Origin of the sequence: Salinicola lusitanus (genome assembly GCF_003206045.1) — a bacterium.
Lineage (GTDB): Bacteria > Pseudomonadota > Gammaproteobacteria > Pseudomonadales > Halomonadaceae > Salinicola > Salinicola lusitanus.
In genome coordinates this window covers 222,319-243,435 of record NZ_PZJM01000006.1, presented here as the reverse complement: position 1 = coordinate 243,435, position 21,117 = coordinate 222,319, and the positions used below count along the sequence as shown (strand labels likewise).

At 64.7% G+C, this 21,117-nt stretch carries 19 protein-coding genes; 9 read left to right on the top strand and 10 right to left on the bottom strand.

Features of this window, described 5'->3' with window-relative positions:
- Window positions 1-10: 10 nt before the first annotated feature.
- From nfo to aldA, 3 genes are all read left to right on the top strand, one after another.
- Entirely contained in the window at window positions 11-859 is an 849-nt protein-coding gene (gene nfo / locus DOM45_RS12275) for a deoxyribonuclease IV (protein ID WP_110600904.1), read from the top strand.
- A 21-nt stretch (window positions 860-880) separates the two neighbouring features.
- Window positions 881-1,168 carry a hypothetical protein gene (locus tag DOM45_RS12270; RefSeq protein WP_110600902.1) on the top strand — a complete coding sequence of 96 codons (288 nt, stop codon included), beginning with the start codon at window positions 881-883 and terminating at the stop codon, window positions 1,166-1,168.
- A 176-nt stretch (window positions 1,169-1,344) separates the two neighbouring features.
- Complete coding sequence (aldA, locus tag DOM45_RS12265; RefSeq protein ID WP_110600900.1) at window positions 1,345-2,820, top strand: aldehyde dehydrogenase; 1,476 nt, start codon at window positions 1,345-1,347, stop codon at window positions 2,818-2,820.
- Window positions 2,821-2,871: 51 nt separating this feature from the next.
- Here the strand turns inward: aldA and DOM45_RS12260 are convergent, their stop codons facing one another.
- The 3 genes from DOM45_RS12260 to DOM45_RS12250 form a co-directional block, all read right to left on the bottom strand.
- Entirely contained in the window at window positions 2,872-4,089 is a 1,218-nt protein-coding gene (locus DOM45_RS12260; protein ID WP_110600899.1) for an MFS transporter, read from the bottom strand.
- 88 nt (window positions 4,090-4,177) lie between these two features.
- Window positions 4,178-6,829: an aminopeptidase N gene (pepN, locus tag DOM45_RS12255; protein WP_110600897.1), complete on the bottom strand. Its 2,652-nt coding sequence runs from the start codon at window positions 6,827-6,829 to the stop codon at window positions 4,178-4,180.
- A 171-nt stretch (window positions 6,830-7,000) separates the two neighbouring features.
- Window positions 7,001-7,411, bottom strand: coding sequence for a YbaN family protein (locus DOM45_RS12250; RefSeq protein ID WP_342588725.1), 411 nt, complete (start codon window positions 7,409-7,411; stop codon window positions 7,001-7,003).
- Window positions 7,412-7,626: 215 nt separating this feature from the next.
- Between DOM45_RS12250 and DOM45_RS12245 the strand changes: the two genes are divergently transcribed.
- Window positions 7,627-8,433 carry a DODA-type extradiol aromatic ring-opening family dioxygenase gene (locus tag DOM45_RS12245; RefSeq protein WP_110600894.1) on the top strand — a complete coding sequence of 269 codons (807 nt, stop codon included), beginning with the start codon at window positions 7,627-7,629 and terminating at the stop codon, window positions 8,431-8,433.
- Window positions 8,434-8,470: 37 nt separating this feature from the next.
- Here the strand turns inward: DOM45_RS12245 and DOM45_RS12240 are convergent, their stop codons facing one another.
- Both DOM45_RS12240 and DOM45_RS12235 read right to left on the bottom strand, forming a co-directional pair.
- Window positions 8,471-8,956, bottom strand: coding sequence for a YajQ family cyclic di-GMP-binding protein (locus DOM45_RS12240; protein ID WP_110600893.1), 486 nt, complete (start codon window positions 8,954-8,956; stop codon window positions 8,471-8,473).
- 45 nt (window positions 8,957-9,001) lie between these two features.
- Complete coding sequence (locus DOM45_RS12235; protein ID WP_110600892.1) at window positions 9,002-9,487, bottom strand: GNAT family N-acetyltransferase; 486 nt, start codon at window positions 9,485-9,487, stop codon at window positions 9,002-9,004.
- A gap of 247 nt (window positions 9,488-9,734) precedes the next feature.
- Here DOM45_RS12235 and DOM45_RS12230 point away from each other — a divergent pair, with 247 nt between their 5' ends.
- Window positions 9,735-11,222 carry a RimK family protein gene (locus DOM45_RS12230; protein WP_110600890.1) on the top strand — a complete coding sequence of 496 codons (1,488 nt, stop codon included), beginning with the start codon at window positions 9,735-9,737 and terminating at the stop codon, window positions 11,220-11,222.
- 10 nt (window positions 11,223-11,232) lie between these two features.
- On the opposite strand, the gene DOM45_RS12225 is transcribed toward DOM45_RS12230, so the two are convergent.
- From DOM45_RS12225 to DOM45_RS12205, 5 genes are all read right to left on the bottom strand, one after another.
- Window positions 11,233-12,132, bottom strand: a complete 900-nt coding sequence (locus DOM45_RS12225) for a DUF2797 domain-containing protein (RefSeq protein ID WP_110600889.1) — start codon at window positions 12,130-12,132, stop codon at window positions 11,233-11,235.
- Window positions 12,120-12,386, bottom strand: coding sequence for a YeaC family protein (locus DOM45_RS12220; RefSeq protein WP_110600888.1), 267 nt, complete (start codon window positions 12,384-12,386; stop codon window positions 12,120-12,122). Before DOM45_RS12220 ends, DOM45_RS12225 begins: the two co-directional genes overlap by 13 nt.
- Window positions 12,386-13,264, bottom strand: a complete 879-nt coding sequence (locus tag DOM45_RS12215; RefSeq protein WP_110600886.1) for a rhomboid family intramembrane serine protease — start codon at window positions 13,262-13,264, stop codon at window positions 12,386-12,388. The genes DOM45_RS12220 and DOM45_RS12215 overlap by 1 nt, the downstream gene beginning before the upstream one ends.
- Window positions 13,265-13,609: 345 nt before the next feature.
- Entirely contained in the window at window positions 13,610-14,587 is a 978-nt protein-coding gene (locus DOM45_RS12210) for a metallophosphoesterase (protein ID WP_110600885.1), read from the bottom strand.
- A gap of 1 nt (window position 14,588) precedes the next feature.
- Window positions 14,589-15,470: an NAD(+) kinase gene (locus DOM45_RS12205; RefSeq protein WP_110600883.1), complete on the bottom strand. Its 882-nt coding sequence runs from the start codon at window positions 15,468-15,470 to the stop codon at window positions 14,589-14,591.
- 366 nt (window positions 15,471-15,836) lie between these two features.
- Here DOM45_RS12205 and DOM45_RS12200 point away from each other — a divergent pair, with 366 nt between their 5' ends.
- From DOM45_RS12200 to DOM45_RS12185, 4 genes are all read left to right on the top strand, one after another.
- Entirely contained in the window at window positions 15,837-16,202 is a 366-nt protein-coding gene (locus DOM45_RS12200; RefSeq protein WP_110600881.1) for a hypothetical protein, read from the top strand.
- Window positions 16,203-16,213: 11 nt separating this feature from the next.
- Window positions 16,214-18,349, top strand: coding sequence for a pyrroloquinoline quinone-dependent dehydrogenase (locus tag DOM45_RS12195; protein ID WP_110600880.1), 2,136 nt, complete (start codon window positions 16,214-16,216; stop codon window positions 18,347-18,349).
- Window positions 18,350-18,538: 189 nt separating this feature from the next.
- Entirely contained in the window at window positions 18,539-19,831 is a 1,293-nt protein-coding gene (locus DOM45_RS12190) for a DUF3100 domain-containing protein (RefSeq protein WP_110600878.1), read from the top strand.
- A gap of 93 nt (window positions 19,832-19,924) precedes the next feature.
- Complete coding sequence (locus DOM45_RS12185) at window positions 19,925-21,085, top strand: M20 aminoacylase family protein (protein WP_110600876.1); 1,161 nt, start codon at window positions 19,925-19,927, stop codon at window positions 21,083-21,085.
- Window positions 21,086-21,117 lie beyond the last annotated feature (32 nt).

Genomic DNA, 21,117 nt, shown 5'->3' with positions numbered 1-21,117 from the left:
GGATGACCTCATGAAAACCATCGGAGCCCACGTCAGCGCCGCGGGCGGTGTCGATCAGGCCGTGAGTCGCGCCACCGAGATCGGCGCCAACGCTTTTGCGCTGTTCACCAAGAATCAGCGCCAGTGGAAGGCCAAGCCCCTGGAAGAGCGTACGATCGAGGCATTCAAGACCGCCTGTCGCGAGCAGGGTTTTGGCCCGGGTCAGATACTTCCCCATGACAGCTACCTGATCAATCTGGGCCACCCCGAACCGGAGGGGCTGGCCAAATCCCGCGCGGCCTTTCTCGACGAGTGTCAGCGCTGTGAGCAACTGGGGCTGACGCTGCTCAACTTCCATCCTGGCAGCCATCTCAACAAGATCAGCGAGCGCGACTGCCTGGCGCGGATCGCGGAGTCGATCAACGAGACCCATGCGGCGACCCACTCGGTGGTCGCGGTGATCGAAAATACTGCCGGCCAGGGTTCGAATCTCGGTTTCCGGTTCGAGCAATTGGCCGAGATCATCGAACAGGTCGACGACAAGTCCCGCGTGGGTGCCTGCATCGATACCTGTCACGCCTTCGCCGCCGGCTACGACCTGCGTACCGAGGCGGACGCCATTGCAATGCTCGACGAGTTCGAGCGCGTGGTTGGTGCTCGATTTCTTCGCGGCATGCACCTCAACGATGCCAAGAGCGAGTTCGCCAGTCGGGTCGACCGTCACCACAGCCTCGGCAAGGGTAATATCGGCCTGGCGGGATTCACCGCGTTGATGCGCGACCCCCGCACCGATGAGATACCGCTGATACTGGAAACCGTCGAGCCGGCGATCTGGCCGGACGAGATCCAGTGGCTGCGCGATCAGCAGCACGCCGATTAACTTTTCAGGACAGACCTCACCATGGATGGATTCTTCAACTGGCTCGGCGAGGCGATCGGCAACGTGATTCGCGCCGTGATCAACGGGCTGCACGGCATCTTCGGCGGGCTCTGGCAGGCCATCGACGGCTTCATCGAAGGGTTGACCGGTTCGCTGGGCATCAGCGATTCGATCTTCAGCATCGCCGTCCTGGTGATTGGCGTGCTGCTGCTGATCAACGGCCTCCGCTCGCTGGTGCGCGGCGGTATCGTCGGCGGCATCGTTTGGCTGCTGCTGGGGCTGCTGATACTAAGCTGGCTGATTCGTTGATTCGGGTCTCTTCCCGATTGCAACAATCGGCGGGAAGACATGCCTATTCCTCCTGAGCCCCCGTGACCTCCTTGTCATACCCTCTTTCGTCTACCACCTTGAGGTCGCAAGGTCACATTGATTGGTGACCGATTGACGACAGATTCTGTCGTCACGTCAGACAAGGAGACATCAGGATGAGTCAGTCACTCAAAGCGCAGCAGAACGGCGTCGACGTCTACAACCAGTTCATTGGTGGCCAGTGGCTCACCGGTGACGGCGAGTTGCTGGACGTCCTCAATCCCGCCACCGGCGAGGTCATTGCACGGGCCCGACTGGCCGATGAAAAGCTGGCCGACCAGGCACTCCAGGCAGCGCAGGACGCCTTCCCCGCCTGGTCACGCAAGACTGCCGTCGAGCGCGCCGATCATCTCTACAAGCTGGTGGATCTGATCCAGGACAACCGGGACCGTCTGGCCCGGCTGATCACTACCGAGCAAGGCAAGCCGCTCTCGGAAGCCGATGCGGACGTCGGCATGTGCTGCGACCTGATCCGCTTCGCGGCGGAAAACACCCGCCGGCTCGAGGGCGACATCATCCCGGCGGACGACCCCGACGAGCAGATCTGGATCCAGAAGGTGCCGCATGGCGTGGTGGTCGGCATCACCGCCTGGAACTTCCCCGCCGCGCTGATCGGTCGCAAGCTCGGCCCGGCGCTGGCCGCGGGCAACACCATCGTGCTCAAGCCCTCGGAAGAGACGCCGCTGACCGCGCTGGAGATCGTCGAGCTGGCGCGTCAGGCCGGCATTCCCGATGGCGTCGTCAATCTGATCAACGGTCGCGGCCGTGACATCGGCAATCACCTGATCACCAGCCCGATCACCCAACTGGTCAGCATGACCGGCAGCGTGCGCGGCGGCCGCGAGATCAACAAGGCCGCTGCCGAGCATCTCAAGATCGTGCGTCTCGAGCTGGGCGGCAAGGCACCGTTCATCGTGCTCGACGATGCCGATCTCGATCCGGCGGTCGATGCCGCCATCGCCTCGCGCTACAACAACTGCGGCCAGGTCTGCACCTGCAACGAGCGCATGTACGTCCAGTCCGGTATCTACGATCGCTTCCTGGAGCGCTTCAAGCAGCGCGTCGAGGCGCTCAAGGTGGGCAACCCGCTGACCGACGAGGATGTCGACATGGGACCCAAGATCAACGCCGGGGAGCTCGACAAGATCCACAAGATGGTCGAGCACGCCCAGAGCCAGGGCGCGCAACTGTTGACCGGCGGCAAGCGGCTGACCGGTGGCGACTACGACAAGGGCAACTACTACGCGCCGACGATACTGACCGACGTCGACAACGACATGGATATCATGAAGGAGGAGATCTTCGGTCCGGTGGCGCCGATCATGAAGGTCGACGACTTCGAACAGGCGATGGCGTACGCCAACGCCTCGGAGTACGGCCTATCCGCCTATGTGTTCACCCAGAACGTCAAGCACCTGATGGCGCTGACCCGTGAGCTCGACTTCGGCGAGATCTACGTCAACCGCGGTGCCGGCGAATCCGTCCAGGGCTTCCACAAGGGGTATCGCAACAGTGGTCTCGGCGGCGAAGACGGCAAGTACGGGCTGGAAGCCTACGTCAAGAGCAAGACGATGTACGTGCACTATTCCTGATCGAAGCACCGACTTTCCCGCTAACGGGCCGCCAGTGGCGGCCCGTACTCGTTACCGGCTATCGCTCTGCTGGCACTGCCCAAGCGACGGCAGCACATGTTCACGGTAGCGCCACAGGATGAACACCCCGGCGAAAACCATGACGAGTGCGACCGCCAGCAGGATCGAGCCCGTCGCCAGAAACCCCGCCGTCGTGCTCACGATCAACCCGCCCAGCGGCTGAGTCAGATTGTTGAGCATCACCACCAGCCCCGTGGTCTTGCCGAAGTCTTCCGAGGGAATCACCCGACGGCGCAGGCTGCGAATCGAGACACTGAACATCTTGTCGAAACCGATCACCAGCAGAAATCCGAGCGCGTAGAGCGACGAGATCGCGGTCACGCTCGCCATCAGCCCGCCTAGCGCCATCGTCGCATAGGCCAGCAGCCCGAGCCGGTCCGCCGGTATCAGCGATCTTGCCGTGAACAGCAACACCAACACCGTGGCCAGCGCACCGCCGGCCTGCAACACGCCATAGTAGATTTCGCCGTGGCTCTGAACGCCGGTGACCACGGCGGGCGCCGTGGCCAGCAGCGTTCCCAGCAGTAGATTGACGGCCATTGCCAGGCCAATCGATGCCGGCAGCGCGGGACTCACGCGGAGATGACGGCCCGCGATCAGCAGCGCCCGATACCCGTTGGCGGCATTCGGTCGCGGCGTCGGCAACTCGGGTCTGGCCAGGCGCTGCCAGCGCCAGATCGCGAGATCGCCGAGCGCGAAACCGAGCGCGATCACCACCACCACCGCCTCCCACTCGAGCCGCGCCAGCAGCGCCGCCGCCACCAGCGGGCCAAGTACCGTCCCCACCTGGTCGAACAGTTGGGCGTGGGAGACGAGCCGCTCGTAGCGAGTGGCACCGAAGGCCTGCACCAACAGCATCTCTCGCGCCATCACGCCCTGGGTCGACAATACGCCGACCAGCGCCGACAGGCCGATCAACCATGCCACATGGGGCATCGCCAGATAGCCCAGGATCGCTGCGATGCACGTCGCCATGCGCCAGCGCTGGCTGGATCGCAGCAACCGATCGTTGCGGTGACGATCGCAGAGCTGACCGCACAAAGGAAAGGCCAGAAACCGTGGCAGGGTCTCGAAGAAGAACGCCAGACCCGACCAGGCGACACTGCCGGTCAACTGATAGATCACCAGCGGCACCAGGAACAGCAGCATCTGGTCCGCCAGCCGCGACAGCAGCAGCGACACGAAAAAATGACGGTTGGGCGATCTCATCCGTCGAGCACTCTCCGGGGCCGGTTATCGGCACGGCCACCGAGCCGCACGCCAGGTGCGACCCGGCCCGACCGGGCGACAGCGGTCATCAGGCATCCGCCAGGGCGCGCTCGACCATCTCATAGACGTTGGGCGAGAGCTTCTCGGCACGAATGCGCTCGAGTTCGGCCTTCATCAGCGCCTGGCGCTCTTCGTCGAAGCGCTGCCAGCGGGTCAACGGGGTGATGATGCGCGCCGCGATCTCCGGATTGAGGCGGTTGAGCTCGATCACCACGTCCGCCAACAGCTTGTAGCCCTCGCCATCGAGCCGGTGGAAGTTGACCCGGTTCTGAGCGAAGGCGCCGATCAGCGCGCGCACCTTGTTGGGATTCTTCATCGAGAACAGCGGATGCCCCATCAAGAAGCGCACGCGCTCGAGCACATCGGGCTGGGGGCGGGTGACCTGGATGGTGAACCACTGATCCATCACCAGCGGGTCGTGCGCCCACTTCTCGCCGAAGGCCTTGAGTGCCGGCTCGGCCAGATCGGTACGGTCGCTGTGCGCCAGCAGCGTCAACGCGGCGCGCACGTCGGTCATGTTGGCGCCCCGCTCCAGTTGCTGCTGGGTGAGACTGATGGCTTCGTCGTCCTCGATGCTCATCAGGTAAGCCAGGGCGACGTTCTTGAGCCGACGGCTCGCGATCTGCTCCGGCGTCGGCGCATAGGGCTCGTCACTCTGGTTGTCACGGTAGACGGCGAGAAACTCGTCGCGCAGTTGCCACGCCAGCGACTGGCGCACGAACTCGCGCGCGGCATGGATGGCATCGACATCGACCACCGGCTGCTGTTCGGCGATGTACGCCTCCGACGGTAGCGTCAGCATCTCCGCCAGCACCGCCTTGTCGTCGCCGGGCTCATTGAGCAGACTGCGATACGCCTCGACCAGGCGCACGTCCATCACCTTCTCGACGCCGTTGCGGTGCGCGGCGATGAGGTCGTCCAGCGCCAGCATGGTCAGGCGCTGACCGGCATCCCAGCGATTGAAACCGTCGGAGTCGTGGGTCAGCAGGAACGCCAGTTCCTCGCGCGAGTAGGGATAGCGCAACTTCACCGGCGCCGAGAATCCGCGCAGCAGCGATGGCACCGGCGCCTCTTCGACGTCGGTGAAGACGAAGGTCTGCTCGGCTTCGCGCAGATGAATGACCGCGTCCTTGCCACGCTTTTCACCGTCCAGCGTCAGGGTCAGATCGTGCCCGGACTTGGTCCCCACCAGGCCCATGCGAACCGGAATGTGCAGCGGCAACTTGTCGGTCTGTCCCGGCGTCGCCGGGGTACGCTGCGTCAGGCGCAGACGGTATTCGCCGGTGGCGTAATCGTACTCGCCATGGGCGTCGACCTCCGGCGTTCCTGCCTGCGAGTACCAGCGCAGGAACTGTTCGAGGTCGAGCCCGGACACTTCCGCCATGCAGGCGACGAAGTCCTCGATCGTCACCGCCTGGCCATCGAAGCGCGCGAAGTAGAGATCGCTGCCGCGACGAAAATCCTCCCACCCCAGCAGGTGGCGCAGCATGCGCACCAGTTCCGCGCCCTTCTCGTAGATGGTCAGGGTGTAGAAGTTGGATATCTCGATGTAATGATCGGGACGGACGGGATGGGCGGTGGGCCCGGCGTCCTCGGCGAACTGGGCGGTGCGGAAGAACGAGACGTCCTCGATCCGCTTGACCGGCGCCGAATTGACGTCGGCGGAGAAGGTCTGGTCACGGAAGACGGTGAAGCCTTCCTTCAGCGAGAGCTGGAACCAGTCGCGGCAGGTGACCCGGTTGCCCGACCAGTTGTGGAAGTATTCATGGGCGACGATCCCCTCCACGCGCTGGAAGGTCGCATCGTTGGCGGTCTGCGGGTGGGTCAGCACCGCCGCCGAGTTGAAGATGTTGAGCCCCTTGTTCTCCATCGCGCCCATGTTGAAGTCGTTGACGGCAACGATCATGAAGCGGTCGAGATCGTACTCGCGACCATAGGTCTCTTCGTCCCACTGCATCGAACGCTTGAGCGAGGCCATGGCGTGCTCGGTCTTGTCGAGATTCTCCGGCTCGACCCAGATCTGCAGCAGCACCTCGCGGCAGCTCGCGGTGGTGTAGTGATCCTCGACCTTCTCCAGGCTGCCGGCGACCAGCGCGAACAGGTAGCTCGGCTTGGGGTGAGGATCCTCCCAGGTCACGAAGTGACGATTGTTGGGCAACTCACCCTTTTCCACCGGATTGCCGTTGGAGAGCAGCACCGGCAGCGACTCGCGATTGCCGATCACCGTGGTCGAGAAGGTCGCCATCACGTCCGGCCGATCGGGATAGTAGGTGATCCGGCGGAATCCTTCCGGCTCGCACTGGGTGCAGAACATGCCATTGGAGCGATACAGCCCCTCCAGCGCGGTATTGGCATCGGGGTCGATCTCGACCTCGGTATCGAGCAGGAAGCGCTCCGGCACGGTCGCGACGGTGAGCTTGCCGTCGCCGACCTCGAACTCCCCCGGCTCCAGCGTCTGGCCGTCGACGGCGATACGGATCAGCTTGAGCTCGCTCCCGGCCAGTTCCAGCGGCAGGCTGGTTTCAGCGTCACCGGGCTCGCGATCGGGATGGCGTTCCATATGCAAGCGCGCCTTGACCCGGGTGGCGGCCGGCGCGAGATCGAAGGTGAGCTCGGTATGGGTGACGCGGTACGCCGGCGGCAGATAGTCCTTGAGATAGGTCGCTTGCATCCCAGACATGGCAACGCTCCTTGTGGAAGTGGGCAGGTCGCGACGGCGGGTCGAATTGGAAAACGGACCCGACGACCGACGATCGAGCACCATTCTACCCGCGTGACCGGAACGATATCGAATCAGGATGACGCCCGGAGAAGCCGGGCGGGACGACAGCCGCGATTATCGGCCCCGGGTTCAGCGGCGCTCGGGGGCCTCTTCCGACCACACCCCACGCACCGGGCACTGCAGACTCGGCAGGGGCCGCGTCACGATCCAGAGAGCCAGCCCCGCCAGACCCAGGATCAGGCCCAACTTGAGTGGCCAGAGGGAGACGGTGAAAGCGATGATCAGGCACGACACGCCGAGCATGATCACTGCCATGATCTTGGCGTGCTTGGGGATGGCACGCTCGCGCTCCCACGACTGGATCGGCGGGCCGAAGCGCGGATGATTGCGAATCCAGTTGGCAAATCGCGGCGAGCCTCGCGACGCCAGCCAGACCGCCGCCAGCATGAAACAGGTGGTCGGCATCACCGGCAGGAACAGACCGATCACGCCCAGCGCGAAGCTGATGGCGGCCAAGGTGACATAGATGGCATTACGCATGCCGGACATCCCCACTGCGATGGATCGAGGCGCCGCCCGAAGAGGACGCTTGGTCAGGTAGTGTAAACCAGCCTCCTCCCCGCCCTCCAATCTCCGTCGATGGAAAACGCCAATGTTGACGATAGCGAAACCGTCCCTTCGCCTGGAGACGGCTAGTGTGGCCCGGTCTTCAGCGTAGGCTGTCGGTAATACCCATTTTCACGGAAGCGACTGCCATGACGACGCGCCAAATCCTCTATCTCTCCCACGGCTCCCCCGATCTCAGCCTGACCGACCATCCGGCCCGCGCCTTCCTGGCCGATCTCGGCGCGCGGTTGATCAGGCCGCCGGCCGCGCTGGTGATCTCGGCGCACTTCGAAGCGCCGGGGCTGGTTCTGGGCAGTGCAGCGACGCCCGCTACCTGGCACGATTTCCACGGTTTCCCCGAGCCACTCTACCGGCTGCGATATCCCGCCGCCGGAGCGCCGACAATGGCACGGCAACTGAGCGAGGATCTCGCCGTGTCAGGTATCGACGCTCGCCTGGACCCCACCAGGCCGCTGGATCATGGTATCTGGTCACCGCTCTCGCTGCTGTGGCCGGACGCCGACGTGCCGCTGATACCGGTCAGCGTGCCCATGGCGGCCGATACCGCAACTCAGCTCCAGATAGCGGCGGCATTGGGCCGATGGGCCGCAACCAACGGCGTGATGCTGATCGGCTCCGGTGCCGCCACCCACAATCTCGGCGCCCGGCACGTCATCCACGATGCGCCGGATACCTGGGCACGGCAGTTCCACGACTGGGCCATCGACGTCGCCGCACGTGGCGACCTCGACGCGATGAGAGCGTGGCGGGATGCGCCAAACGCCCGCTACGCGCACCCGACGCCCGAGCACTTCCTGCCGTTGCTGATGTGCGTGGGTGCCGTGGAGGGGCGGCCGCTGCGGACGCTTCACGAGAGCTTCATGTTCGGCAATCTGAGCATGCTGGCGCTGGGTAGCGAGGAGCTGCCGGGGCGGCTCGACACCGCCGCCGCTTAGCGAGTGGAGCCAGGAGCGTCCCGGGCGGCCGGCAGCGTCAATCCCGGAAGTTGTCGTACTGCAGCGGCAGGTCGGGACCCTCTTCTCCCTTGAGCAATGCGATCGCCTGCTGCAGGTCGTCGCGCTTCTTGCCGGTCACCCGGACCTTGTCGCCCTGGATCGCCGGCTGCACCTTGAGCTTCGACTCCTTGAGCAGCTTGACGATCGCCTTGGCATCGGGCTGTTCCAGGCCCTGCTTGAGCTTGACCTGCTGGCGCGCCTTGACGCCGGAGGTCTGGGCATCCTCGATCTCCATGCAGCGCGGGTCGATACCACGAGCGATCAGCTTGTTGCGCAGCACGTCGATCATTTGCTGAAGCTGGAACTCGGCATCCGCCTCGAGTGACACGGTCTCGCCCTCCAGCGAAAAGCTGGCATCAACGCCGCGGAAGTCGAAGCGGGTCTGTATCTCGCGGTTCGCCTGGTCGACGGCGTTGGTCGCTTCATGACGATCGAATTCGGAGACGATATCGAAAGACGGCATGGGAATAGTCCTCAGTCAAAAAATCCACCGCGGCTGCGGCAAGGGTCAGTCGGCTGACGCCGCGTCGGGCGTCTCGGAAACGTCGAGTCGCTTGTCCATCTGCCAGGCGGCACAGCCATCGGCATAGTAGTCGTCCAGCCAGCGATGGGCGATGAACCCCATCCGGCGATAGAGCCCCATCGCGACACGGTTGTCGGCACGCACCTCGAGCAGTAGGCGTTGGCTGCCGCGCGCCCGCGCCGCCTCCTCCAGCGCCTGGAGCAGCTCCCGCCCCAGCCCGGTGCCGCGTGCGGCCGGATCGACGCAGAAGGAGTAGAGCCTCGCCGTGGTGCTGTTGCGCCGAAACAGCAACGTGCCGTAGCCGACGACACACTGATCCTCTGACACCGCCAGCAGGTTGACGGCATTGGCACGGGTCAACAGGTGCGCCAGTTGGCGCCGGCTGAAGCGGTCACTGTCGAAGCAGCGCTCTTCCAGTTGGTACAAGGCGTCGCAATCGGCGGGTAAGCCGCGACGAAGCGTGCGGAGCATGCGTGCGCTCTCATCAGATTCATCTAGAATTTCAGTGTCTTCAGGTCTTCATCGCCCTGAAACCGCACCGGCAGGCCCTCGGAGGGACCTTCAACGTACCGGCGATGCTGAAATTATTTCACGCCGACAACGACTTGTCGCCGCCTTCCCGTCGTCGCATGCTGTTCCCCCCGCAGCCTCGACGCCTGCCGTATCGATCTCCGCCGCCTCCCATCGGGAGATGGCGGGAAAAGGAGCCACCGATTTCATGTCACGCCTGCGTATCGTCGTCGACCGCCTTGCCGACTGGCAACCCTACTACCCTTCCGAGGATCTGATCAGCGCCGACGCCTTCCTGGCACTGGACGGCTCGGTGGCAGCGGACGATGCCACCCATGTCATCAACCTGTGTGCCAACCTCGATTACCTGGAAACCGGGTATTACGTGTCGCTGCTGGCCCAGGCCCGCGACCAGCGCGTCCTGCCCAGCGTGGAAACCCTCAACCAGCTGTCGCGCAAGGCCCTGATCGACATGCAGCTGGCCGCCATCGACCCCTTGTTGATGGAACTGGACAAGCGCGGTGCGCTGGCGGGCGACACCTTCACCCTGCGCGTGTTCTTCGGTGAGTGTCGCGAGCCCGAGCTGCAGCGCCTGGCTCGAAGGCTGTTCGAGCGCCTGCCCCATCCATTGCTGGAAGCCCGTTTCGAGAAACGCCAGAACGTCTGGCGACTGGCGAGGCTCAAGCCCTTGGCACTGACCGCGCTGCAGTCCGGCGAGGAGGATCTGTTCGCGACGGCGCTGAACCGCCACTCGACCCGGGTCTGGCGCACACCGCGCGCCCGTCGTCGCTACCGTTTCGACCTGGCGATCCTGGTCGACCCGCAGGAAGCGTTGCCGCCCAGCAACCGGGGAGCCATCAAGCGTTTCATCCGCGCCGGCCGGCGGCTGGGCATCGACGTCAACCTGATCACCCATCGCGATGCCGGTCGGCTGGCCGAATTCGACGCGCTTTTCATCCGCGAAACGACCCGGCTGGACCACCACACCTACCGCATGGCCAAGAAGGCCGAACACGAGGGGCTGGTGGTGATCGACGACCCGCAGTCGATCCTGCGCTGCACCAACAAGATTTTTCTCCATGAGTTGCTGGGCACCCACAAGATCCCCGCGCCTCGCGGCCAACTGCTCTATCGCGGCGACATGGAGCGGCTCGACGAGAAGCTGGCCCACCTGGAGTATCCGCTGGTGTTGAAGGTGCCGGACGGCGCTTTTTCCAAGGGCGTGGTCAAGATTCGATCGCGGGAGGAGCTGGTCGCGGAGGCCCCCAAGCTGTTCGAATCTTCCGCCCTGCTGCTGCTTCAGGAGTGGCTGCCCACCGACTTCGACTGGCGCATCGGCGTGCTCGACGGCCAGATGCTGTTCGCCAGCCGCTACTACATGGCCCGCGGCCACTGGCAGATCTACGACCACTCCAGCGGCAAGACGCGCAGCGGGGGCTTCACCACCCACGACCTGTCCGAAGTGCCGCCACCGGTGGTCAAGGCCGCGCTGCGGGCGACCAAGCTGATCGGCAATGGCCTCTACGGGGTCGACCTCAAGCAGATCGGCGACCGTGTCGTGGTCATCGAGGTCAACGACAACCCCAACCTGGACGCGGGCGTGGAGGACGTGGTGCTGAAGGATAAACTCTACGAACGGGTGATGACGGTGTTCCTGAACCGCATGGAGCGCCAGCTCGAGCACAAGCCGCGCTGATCCTCCCGGTTCAGGCCGCCCCGGCGCTCACGGCCACCTGGTAGCCGGCGAATTTGCGCAGGTTGACGACGCCGGTGTCGAGGATCAGGTACTGGCCCTTGAGCCCCATCAGGGTGCCCTCGATCCGGGGCGTCTTGTCGAAATTGAACGACACGATCTTGCGCGGCCACTCGAGCACCGGGTAGTCGATCGACAGCGGTGCGACGCCATCAACCGCCTGGATGGCGTCGTGACCGAACCGTCGACGCAGTTCTGCCAGCCCGGGCTCCAGCGACGCCAGCAGCCGATCGCGCTCGGCAACCAGATCGAGCGGGTCGACCTCGCCCTTGAGCATCGCCCGCCAGTTGGTGCGATCGGAGACCTGCGCCTTGAACAGCGTCTCGACGAAACCGGACTGCTGACGGGTCTCCACGTCGAGAATCGGCAGCGCCTGAATCGCCCCTTGGTCGAGCCAGCGTGTCGGCATGTTGGTGCCACGCGTGATACCGACCTTGAGCCCGGAGGCGTTGGCCAGGTAAACGGTGTGCGGACGAAAGCAGTGACGCTCCCCCCAGGCGGGATCGCGGCAGGTACCCTGGAAATAGTGACAGGTCTCCGGGCGCATCATGCAGAGATCGCAGTGCGCCAGCGATGAAAAACAGGGGTAGCAGTGCCCCTGGCCGAAGCTCTTGCGCGTGGCCCGAGCGCACTCGATACAGTGAATCTCGCCGGTGTGACGCAGCTCGACGCGCCGGCCCAGCCAGGCGTTGAGCCCCACGCGCTGGTCGCCGGCCCGCAGCGTGTACTCCGCCGGGCGCCCCGGCACCGGCAGCCGGATATCGAGCTTGCGCAACTGGCCACGGGCCCGATCTTGCCGGTCTTCTCCCGGGAGACTTTCGTCACCGGCTGTCAGCGGAATCAGTTGATCCATTTGACCGCGGCTTCCTCGGCGGAAGAGTGGCTGCCGGAGGCGCACTCGTTGCGCTCCAGATAGCCGACGCGCTGCTCCGCGGGAACGTCGTGGATCATCTCGTACTTGATCACGGCCTCCATGCACAGCTCGGTCTGTTCGGCGCTCAGCCGGCGGCCGTCCGGCCACTTGCGGCGCTCGATGGCCTGCTTGAAGTTCTGGTACATCTCCGGCGTCATCTGCGCGACCATGCGGTCGAAATTCATCTCGCTCATTACCTGTCTCCCGAGGCGTCGTGGCCGGCGCCTCCCGGTGCATTGCGGCTGGCGAACCAGCCCATGATCAACCCGATCAGCAATCCTCCCAGATGCGCCTCGTTGGCAACGTTGTCGAAGCCGAAGGCGTCGCCCAGCCCGGTCATGGTAAAGACCATCCAGCCCAGCATGAAGACCATCAGCATCTGAGGCACGAAGAGGCCGCTTTCGGGGCGGCGCCGGGACATCAGCCAGACATAGCCGAGCAGCGCATAGTCGACGCCGGACATTCCCCCGAACAGCACGGTGCCGGTGAAGTACTGGGCCAGATTCGAGAACAGCGCGGCCACGACGACGATGACACCCAGTCGGCGCCAGCCCTGGAGCGACTCTACCTGGCGGCCGAAGTACCACACCCACAGCATGTTGAAGATCAGGTGCATCCAGCCGAAGTGCAGCAGCGCCGGCGTGAACAGCCGCCATACCTGGCCCCCGGCCAGGGTGTCGGAGACGAGATCGCCGGGCACCAGCCGCTGCCCTATCACTTCGAGAGGCACGATGGTGAAAGCACGTACGATGGCATCGCCGGCAAACGTCATGCAGAGGAAGACCGCCACGCAGACCGCAATCAGCCCTGCCGCGAGCGGCGCCTGGCCGAAGGCCTGGCCGGTGATGCTGGGACGCCGGCGAGGCGCCGACTGGGCAGCCGACGCCTCCAGCTCGCCACGATGCCACAGCTCGATCAGCCGTGCCGCCTCGTCCCGCTGCTCGGGATTCGCCAGCCACAACACCTGCCGATCGGCCTCCTGGGTGAAGCGATGGCCGATATGGTTCGCCCACATCGCTTGTCGAAGCGGACGCGTATCCAGATCGCCGGGCAGTTCGAGTAACTTGTACATGGGAGAGGTCCGACCCGGTTTCCGAGAAAGAGTGTCGACGAGAGTCGACGACACGTGAGCGCACCGGACGGACGACCCGGAGCTCGACGACATCGATGATCGTTCGACGCCGCCATTCTACAGACCAGAAAAAGAAAAATCCGGCGGAAGGCCGCCGGATAAGAGCAAGGGATCATTCAAGGGAACACTGACTTTGAGGGTATCCGCCGGACGGAGTTCCTCGGCAGAGGAAAAAAAATCCCATTTTTTTCCCGATTGGCACCGGGCTGTCAAAAAAACTCGATAAATCAATTGCTAAAATCATTGTAAAAAAATGCAAAAATCGCAGCAGGCAGGCTCACGACGTCAATTGCGCGCGCCCTCCCTCTCGACGTCGACCCAGACGAACCGGTTGGCATCTAGCCGCGCCTCCCCTTCCCAGCGGTAGGCCACCAGTCGGCCATACTTCACCGCGCTGTAATCGAGACAGGCGATGTTCGCCCGCGGCAGCGCCGGGACCCCCTTGCACCAGTAGTGGCCGACGAACAGCGGCGGTGCCGATTCCGAGTAGTAACTCAACCGCTCCCGTTCGCCGGCGCTCAGGGAGCGATCCTCGAGCCCCAGCGGCAGGTTGTCGGGCTGAAAGACAACATCCCCGTAGGTGCGCGGGTTCCGGCACCAGAAATGGGTACGAAACGAGCGCCGCGTGAAGCCATCGCCGGAGCGGATCTCCACCCCCGGGGGCAACGGCAGTTGAGTGCCGCGGGTGAGCCGATCCAGGACACGCTGCGCCAGGCTGCCGTGATCGATCGATTCGATCAGAAAGTCCCGATCGATACGGGCATCGGGGCGGCGCGCCAGGAAGGCGGCGATCAGCGGCTCGTCCCAGCATGCGTGGACCACCCGCAATCCTCCCAGGTCAAGGCACAACGGCAGTGTCATGAACCAGGAGAGACAGTTCTCCCACTCCAGCGGAAAGGCGTGGAACTGCTCCAGGGTGCGACCGATGATCCGGTTGTTACGCGGGGTGTGCTCCCGTAGCCACTCACGCTCTCTATCGCTCGGTGCCTGATGACAGTAGGCCAGGGCGTTGACCTCGTGATTGCCCATCACGATACGGGCCTCGCCGGCATCGACCATGCCCTTGGCCACGGCGACCGCCAGCCGGATGCTGGGTCCGCGATCGATCAGATCCCCCAGGAAGATCACGCGCCGGCTTGGATGACGAAAGACACCATCGTCTGCCCGATAGCCAAGCTTTTCGAGCAGACGTATCAGGGTGTGCCCGCAACCGTGCACGTCTCCGATCAGGTCGTAGCCGTCGACACCATCGTCATTTGCCATGTCAGTCTCCCAGCCTGCTGCTCCAACCCAGCTTGGAGCGGCAGGCCTCGAAGAAACTGTGTCCGCGCGGGTGGATCAAGGTCAGCCGCTCGGCCTGGCGGCGGACATAGAGGACGTCGTCGGGCTTGCAGACGACGCGGGTCTGGCCATCGCAACTGACGTGGGGATAGGCCTGGTTGATGTCGCCGATATGCACGCGAATCTCGCTGGCGGCATCGATCACGATCGGCCGGCTGGAGAGCGTATGCGGGAACATCGGCACCAGCGTGATGGCTTCCAGCCCCGGATGCACGATAGGCCCGCCCCCCGACAGCGCGTAGGCGGTGGAGCCAGTCGGGGTCGCCATGATCAAGCCATCGGAGCGCTGGGAGTAGACGAAGCGATCGTCGACGAACAGCTCGAACTCGATCATTCGGGCTGCCTTGCCGGGATGCACGACGACATCGTTGAGACTGGAGCCGGAGCCGATCAGGCGCTCGCCACGATAGAGCTCCGCCTCGAGCAGAAAGCGTCGCTCGCTATCGTACTGCCCTTCCAGCACCTCGGCGACCTTCTGCTCCACCTCGTCCGGCGAAATATCGGTCAGAAATCCCAGCCGGCCACGGTTGATGCCGAGTACCGGCGTCCCGCTGTGACACAGCGCCCGTGCGGCGCCCAGCAGGCTGCCGTCACCTCCCACCACGATCACCAGGTCGCACAGCGTACCCAGCTCGCGGCGTCTGGCTTCGCCGTGGCCGTGCCCCTGCAGCAGCGCCGCCGTGCGGTCCTCGATCACGATGTCGAGACCACGACGTTCGAGGAAGATCACCAGACGCTTGAGCGTCTCGACCACCTTGTCGCTACCCAAACGGCCGATCAGGCCGATGGTGTTGAACGATTCCATACAGCGTGTCTCTACGCGACGTGACGGCCCGCCATTATGCTGGCTGGGCTCGCTCCCCGGCAAACCCGACGATTCGCTCCCGGCGTGAGGCATGAACTGCCCCCCACGCCAAGCGCACCCGTCCGCGCAAGACACGGCCGACGCCCCCGCCCGAAATCTCAATCGGGACGGGAGGGCGAGCCAATCGGCCTGGGGCTAACGGTCTAAAATATCCTATACTTTGGCCGGCCTGGCGCAGGGAGTTCACGCCCGCACGTCCCCCTTCACCAAGCGCTATCGGCGCGGTCTTTCCGGTCCGATGCCATATCGGACTGAAAGGCAACCGCCAGGCTCGCAAAACCGCTCTCATCAGGAGAAAAAAGCTTCATGTCGCAATCTGGATCATTCAGGCCGGGCATCATCGTCATGCTCCTGGGCTCGCTCGCCGGGCTCGCCGTGGCGCTCTATGCCTATTTCACGCCGCTCACCGGGGTCAATGGATCCCTTGGCGCCCTTGTCGTCATTCTATCGACGATCGCACTGGCCATCCTGACGCTGGTCCTGGCGCCACTTTCCTGCCGCAGCGGCCGCGTGGCACTGCGCGTGCTGATCCTGCTGGACCTCGTCGGCACCGGCTTCGCCGGGCTGCTGCTGCACCAGTGGTGGCTGACGGCCGCCATGGTGGTGGGCCTGATCGGCCTGCTGCTGGAGATGGCCAGTCCCGCCTCCTCCACCACGCCAGCCCATTCCTGAGGAGCCGAGTCATGCCCATATCCCTGTCACAGCCGTCCACACTGACCCTGAAACTCGCCGCCACCCGGTTGGGTTCGGTCACGGCACTGGCGCTACTGCTCGCCCCGCTGCCGCTGCTAGCCCAAGATCAGCCGGCCGAATCCGATCCGACCTCGACGCGAAGCGAATCTCCGGCATCATCCGGGACCACGGCATCGCCCAGTTCGGCGCAGGCCAACGATGAGAGCAACCGGGACGTCAGCACGGCAGACTCGAGCGATCGGCAGAATGCCAATCGGGCACCGATCCCGCTCGTCCCCGAAAAGCCGACCTGGGACAGTTTCCACGGCCAGCTCAATGCCCAGAAATACAGCCCGCTCGACCAGATCACGGCGGATAACGTCGGAGATCTCGAGAAGGTCTGGGAGTACCACACCGGCGATATCTCCGACGGCTCCGGCGATACGCCGGCAACCGTATGGTCGGCGACCCCGGTCTTCGCCAACGACACGATCTATATCGGCACCCCCTTCTATCGCCTGATCGCGCTCGACCCGGGCACCGGCGAGGAGAAGTGGAGTTTCGATACCAAATCCTCGCGCAAGGCGCTGACTCAGCCGGTACTCAAGAACCGCGGTGTCTCCTACTGGGAAGCCGAGAATCCCGTAGCCGGCGAGCCGTGCCAGAAGATCGTCTACATGGGCACCATGGACGCCCAGCTATTCGCGCTGGACGCCGACACCGGCGAACTCTGCAAGGGCTTTGCCGACAACGGCGTGCTCAATGTCAACCAGTGGAACGACACCCACGCCGAGTGGCCGCTCTCCGTACTGCAGCCGCCAACGGTAGTCGGTGACCACCTGATGCTGGGCTGGGCCGGCATGGACTGGGCCTATGAACAGGCGCCCCCGGGCACGATCTTCTCGCTAAACGCCCAGACCGGCGAGCTCGAGTGGACATTCCAGGCTCTCTCCGACGAGATGCGCGAGAAGAGCGGTACCGCCAACGTCTGGACCCACATGTCCGCCGATCGCGAGAACGGCCTGCTTTACCTGCCGGTCTCCTCGCCGTCGCCGAACTACTGGGGCGGCAATCGCACCGAGGAGGCGCCGCTGGCGACTTCGACCACCGCGCTCGATATCGAGACCGGCAAGGTGGTGTGGTCGCGCCAGTGGGTTCACCACGATATCTGGGACTATGACATCAACTCCGCCCCGACGCTGATGGATATCACCGTCGATGGCAAGGAGGTCCCGGCGCTGATCCAGGCGACCAAGCAGGGCTTCCTGTTCGTGGTCAATCGCCTGACCGGCGAAGACGTCTGGCCGATCGAGGAGCGTCCGGTACCGCAGGGTGACGGCAGCGTCGAAGGCGAGGTCTACGCCCCGACCCAGCCCTTCCCGACCAAGCCGGCGCCGCTGCTGGACCAGTCCGAGAAGCCCAAGATCTGGGGCCTCGCCGATGCCGTGGGTGGCGGCCAGTGTTCCCGCCTGTGGGACGACCTGACCTACGAGGGCATGTACACCCCGCCGACCACCAAGGGCGAGGGCGCCCTGGCCTATCCGGACAGCGCAGGTGGCGTGCAGTGGGGCGGGGTTGCGTTCGACCCCGTGAGCCAGACCGCGATCGTCAACACCTCGCATATCGTGCAGACCATCAAGCTGTACAACCGCGAAGATTACGAGAAAGCGGACAGCGGTTCCGGCAACGAGAGCGGCTTCTCGCCGCAGGAGGGCGCCCCCTACGGCATGCGCCTGGAGGTCGCGACGAACTGGCTGGGCATGCCGTGCTGGGAGCCGCCCTTCGGCGAGCTGGTAGCGCTGGACATGCATACCGGTGACGTGAAGTGGCGGCGTCCGGTCGGGGCATCGCAGCAGTACGGCTTCTTCATGCCCGAGAAGTGGGGCTCCCCCACCATCGGTGGCCCCGCGGTGACTGCGGGCGGTGTCGTGTTCATCGGTGCCTCGATGGACGCCAAGCTGCGCGCCTTCTCGCTGGAGACGGGCGAAGAGCTGTGGTCGGACCAGGCCCAAGCGCCGGCCGTGGCCAATCCCTCGGTCTACGAATATCAGGGCCGGCAGTATGTCGCCTTCGTGGCCGGCGGCAACACCATCCTCAAGGACCAGGTGGGCGACCAGGTCGTGGTCTACGCCCTGCCGGAGAAGTGATCGTCGCATCGCACACCGTTCGGTGATCACCCGCACGGGGTAGGCTTCGGCCTACCCCGTTTACGTTATGGCCCACCGCCTCCTGCCTGTCATCCAAAAAACAGAACACCCCGCGCCTTTCATTCGATCACACTCTCTCTGGATACTCGGTGGATGACCTCTCCACCAACAACAAAGAGGTAACGATCGATGCCCCTTTCTCAACTGTTCAATTGGCGCCTGCATCTGCTGGTCGTCCTGCTGTCGCTGCTCAGCGAGTGGATCGGTATCGTCAAGATCCCGCTCGGGCCGGGAACGCTACTGCTACTGCCGCTGTTCTACGCTTTCGTGCTCGGGGTGCTGCTCAACCCGCACCTGTTCTCCGGAACCCGGCGATTCCTGCCCGAGAGCGTCAGCCAGGCGGCCACCCCGCTGATCCTGATCTCGATCATGCCGTTCATCGCGCGCTTCGGTTCGACCATCGGCCCCGCCATCGACCAGCTCATCAGCGCGGGCCCCGCCCTGATCCTGCAGGAGCTGGGCAATCTCGGCACCATGCTGGTGGCACTGCCGGTGGCGGTGCTGGTGCTCAAGATGGGACGGGAAGCGATCGGCGCGACCTATTCGATCGCGCGCGAACCCAACATCGCAATCATCTCCGACAAGTACGGCCTCAAGGGCCCGGAGGGCGTCGGCGTGATGGGGGTCTACGTCGTCGGCACCATGTTCGGCACGCTATGGTTCGCGCTGATGGCCGGCTATCTCGCCTCGCTGGACTGGTTCGACCCGCGTGCGCTGGCGATGGCCTGCGGCGTCGGCAGCGGCAGCATGGTCGCGGCATGTTCCGGCGCGCTGGCCGGTGCCGTCCCCGATCTCGCCGACGACCTGCTCGCCTTTGCCGGTGCCAGCAACCTGTTGACCTACGCCACCGGGCTCTATGTCTCGCTCTTCATTGCCCTGCCCGTCGCCGAGTGGCTCTATCGTCGCCTGGGCGGTCGCCGCCACGCCGCCAGCACGACCGGCGCCACGACCGACGACGAGGCGAAGGAGCTCACCCGCGAAGAGCGCCCCGAGGCGGATCTCGCCAAGACCGCCGCCGTACTGGCCATGGCCTGTATCGTCGGCTGGATCGCCAACACCATCAACGGTGCCTCGCTGATCGCTGCCCTGCCGGGCATGACCATCCTCTACGTCATGACCCTGATCGGCCTGGTCATCACTCGGGCGGCGCCGTTCTATCTCCCCGCCGTGGCCTGGGTGTCGTTGGTCAGCATCGTCATGACGCTGCCGTTTTTCCCGGGCAGCGGTTGGATCGTCGAGCAGCTTGCCGCGGTCAACTTCCTCGCCATCGTCACCCCGGTCCTGGCCTACGCCGGCCTGGCCCTCAGCCGGCGCGAGTTCAGCATGTTTCGCCAGACCGGCTGGAAGCTGATCATCATCTCGCTGCTGGTGTTCACCGGTACCTACGTCGGCTCGGCCGTGGTGGCCCAGGTACTGCTGTAGGCACCTCGCTTTCATCGGCGACGCGCTCGCCCCCGTAGCCGGGCGCGTCACCCGATCGTTCGAATCGATCATGAGCCATTGCTGGAGCAGATCATGAACCAGATCGCACCCTATCCCGACCCGAAGACGCTGACCGCGTGGCGCCACGACTTCCATCGCCATCCGGAGATCGCCTTCGAGGAGACCCGCACCAGCGAGCGCATCGTCGCCATTCTGCGCGAGCATGGCCTCGACCCGGTCACCGGGCTTGGCGGAGGCACCGGCGTCGTCGTCACCATCAGCGGCAACCGGGGAGAAGGCCGGCGTATCGGGCTGCGGGCCGATATCGACGCCCTGCCCATCGACGAACTCAACGACGTCGATCATCGCTCGACGATACCGGGGCGCATGCACGCCTGCGGCCACGACGGCCACACCACCATGCTGCTGGGCGCGGCCTGCGCGCTGGCGAAGGATCCGGACTTCGCCGGCCAGGTCCACTGTATCTTCCAGCCCGCGGAAGAGAGCGAAGGCGGCGGCCGGGTGATGGTCGAAGAGGGGCTGTTCGAGCGCTTCCCGATGGAGGCGGTCTACGGCCTGCACAACTGGCCGGGACTCGCCGTCGGCGAGGCCGCCGTCCACGATGGCCCGGTGATGGCGGCGTTCGATGTCTTCACGCTCAAGCTGACCGGGCGCGGCTGCCACGCGGCCATGCCCCATCTGGGAACGGACGTGGTGCTCGCCGCCTGCCAGCTGGCCAATCAGTTGCAGGGGCTGATCAGCCGCGAGACCCCACCGCATCAATCCGCCGTGCTGAGCATTACCCAGTTCCACGCCGGCGACGCCTACAACGTCATTCCGGTGACGGTGGAACTGCGCGGCACCGTGCGCTGCTTCGATGCGGCGCTCAAGGCCCGGCTGGAACAGCGCTTCCGCGACGCCGTCACGGCCACCGCCCAGTTCCACGGCCTCAAGGCCGATTTCGACTACCAGGCGCGCTATCCGGCCACGATCAATACGCCCCGGCATGCCACCCGATGTGCCGGGGTGCTCGAGGCGCTGCCCGGCATCGACAAGGTCCACCGCGACCTGGCGCCCAGCATGGGGTCGGAGGATTTCGCCTTCATGCTCGACCGCTGCCCCGGCGCCTATATCTGGCTGGGTAACGGCGACAGCGCCGCGTTACACAACCCGGCCTATGACTTCAACGACGCCATTTCACCGCTCGGCGTCGCCTACTGGCAGGCGTTGGTGAAGAAACTGTTGAACGACTGACGACGGCCCTAGCAAAACGATTCATCCGCAAG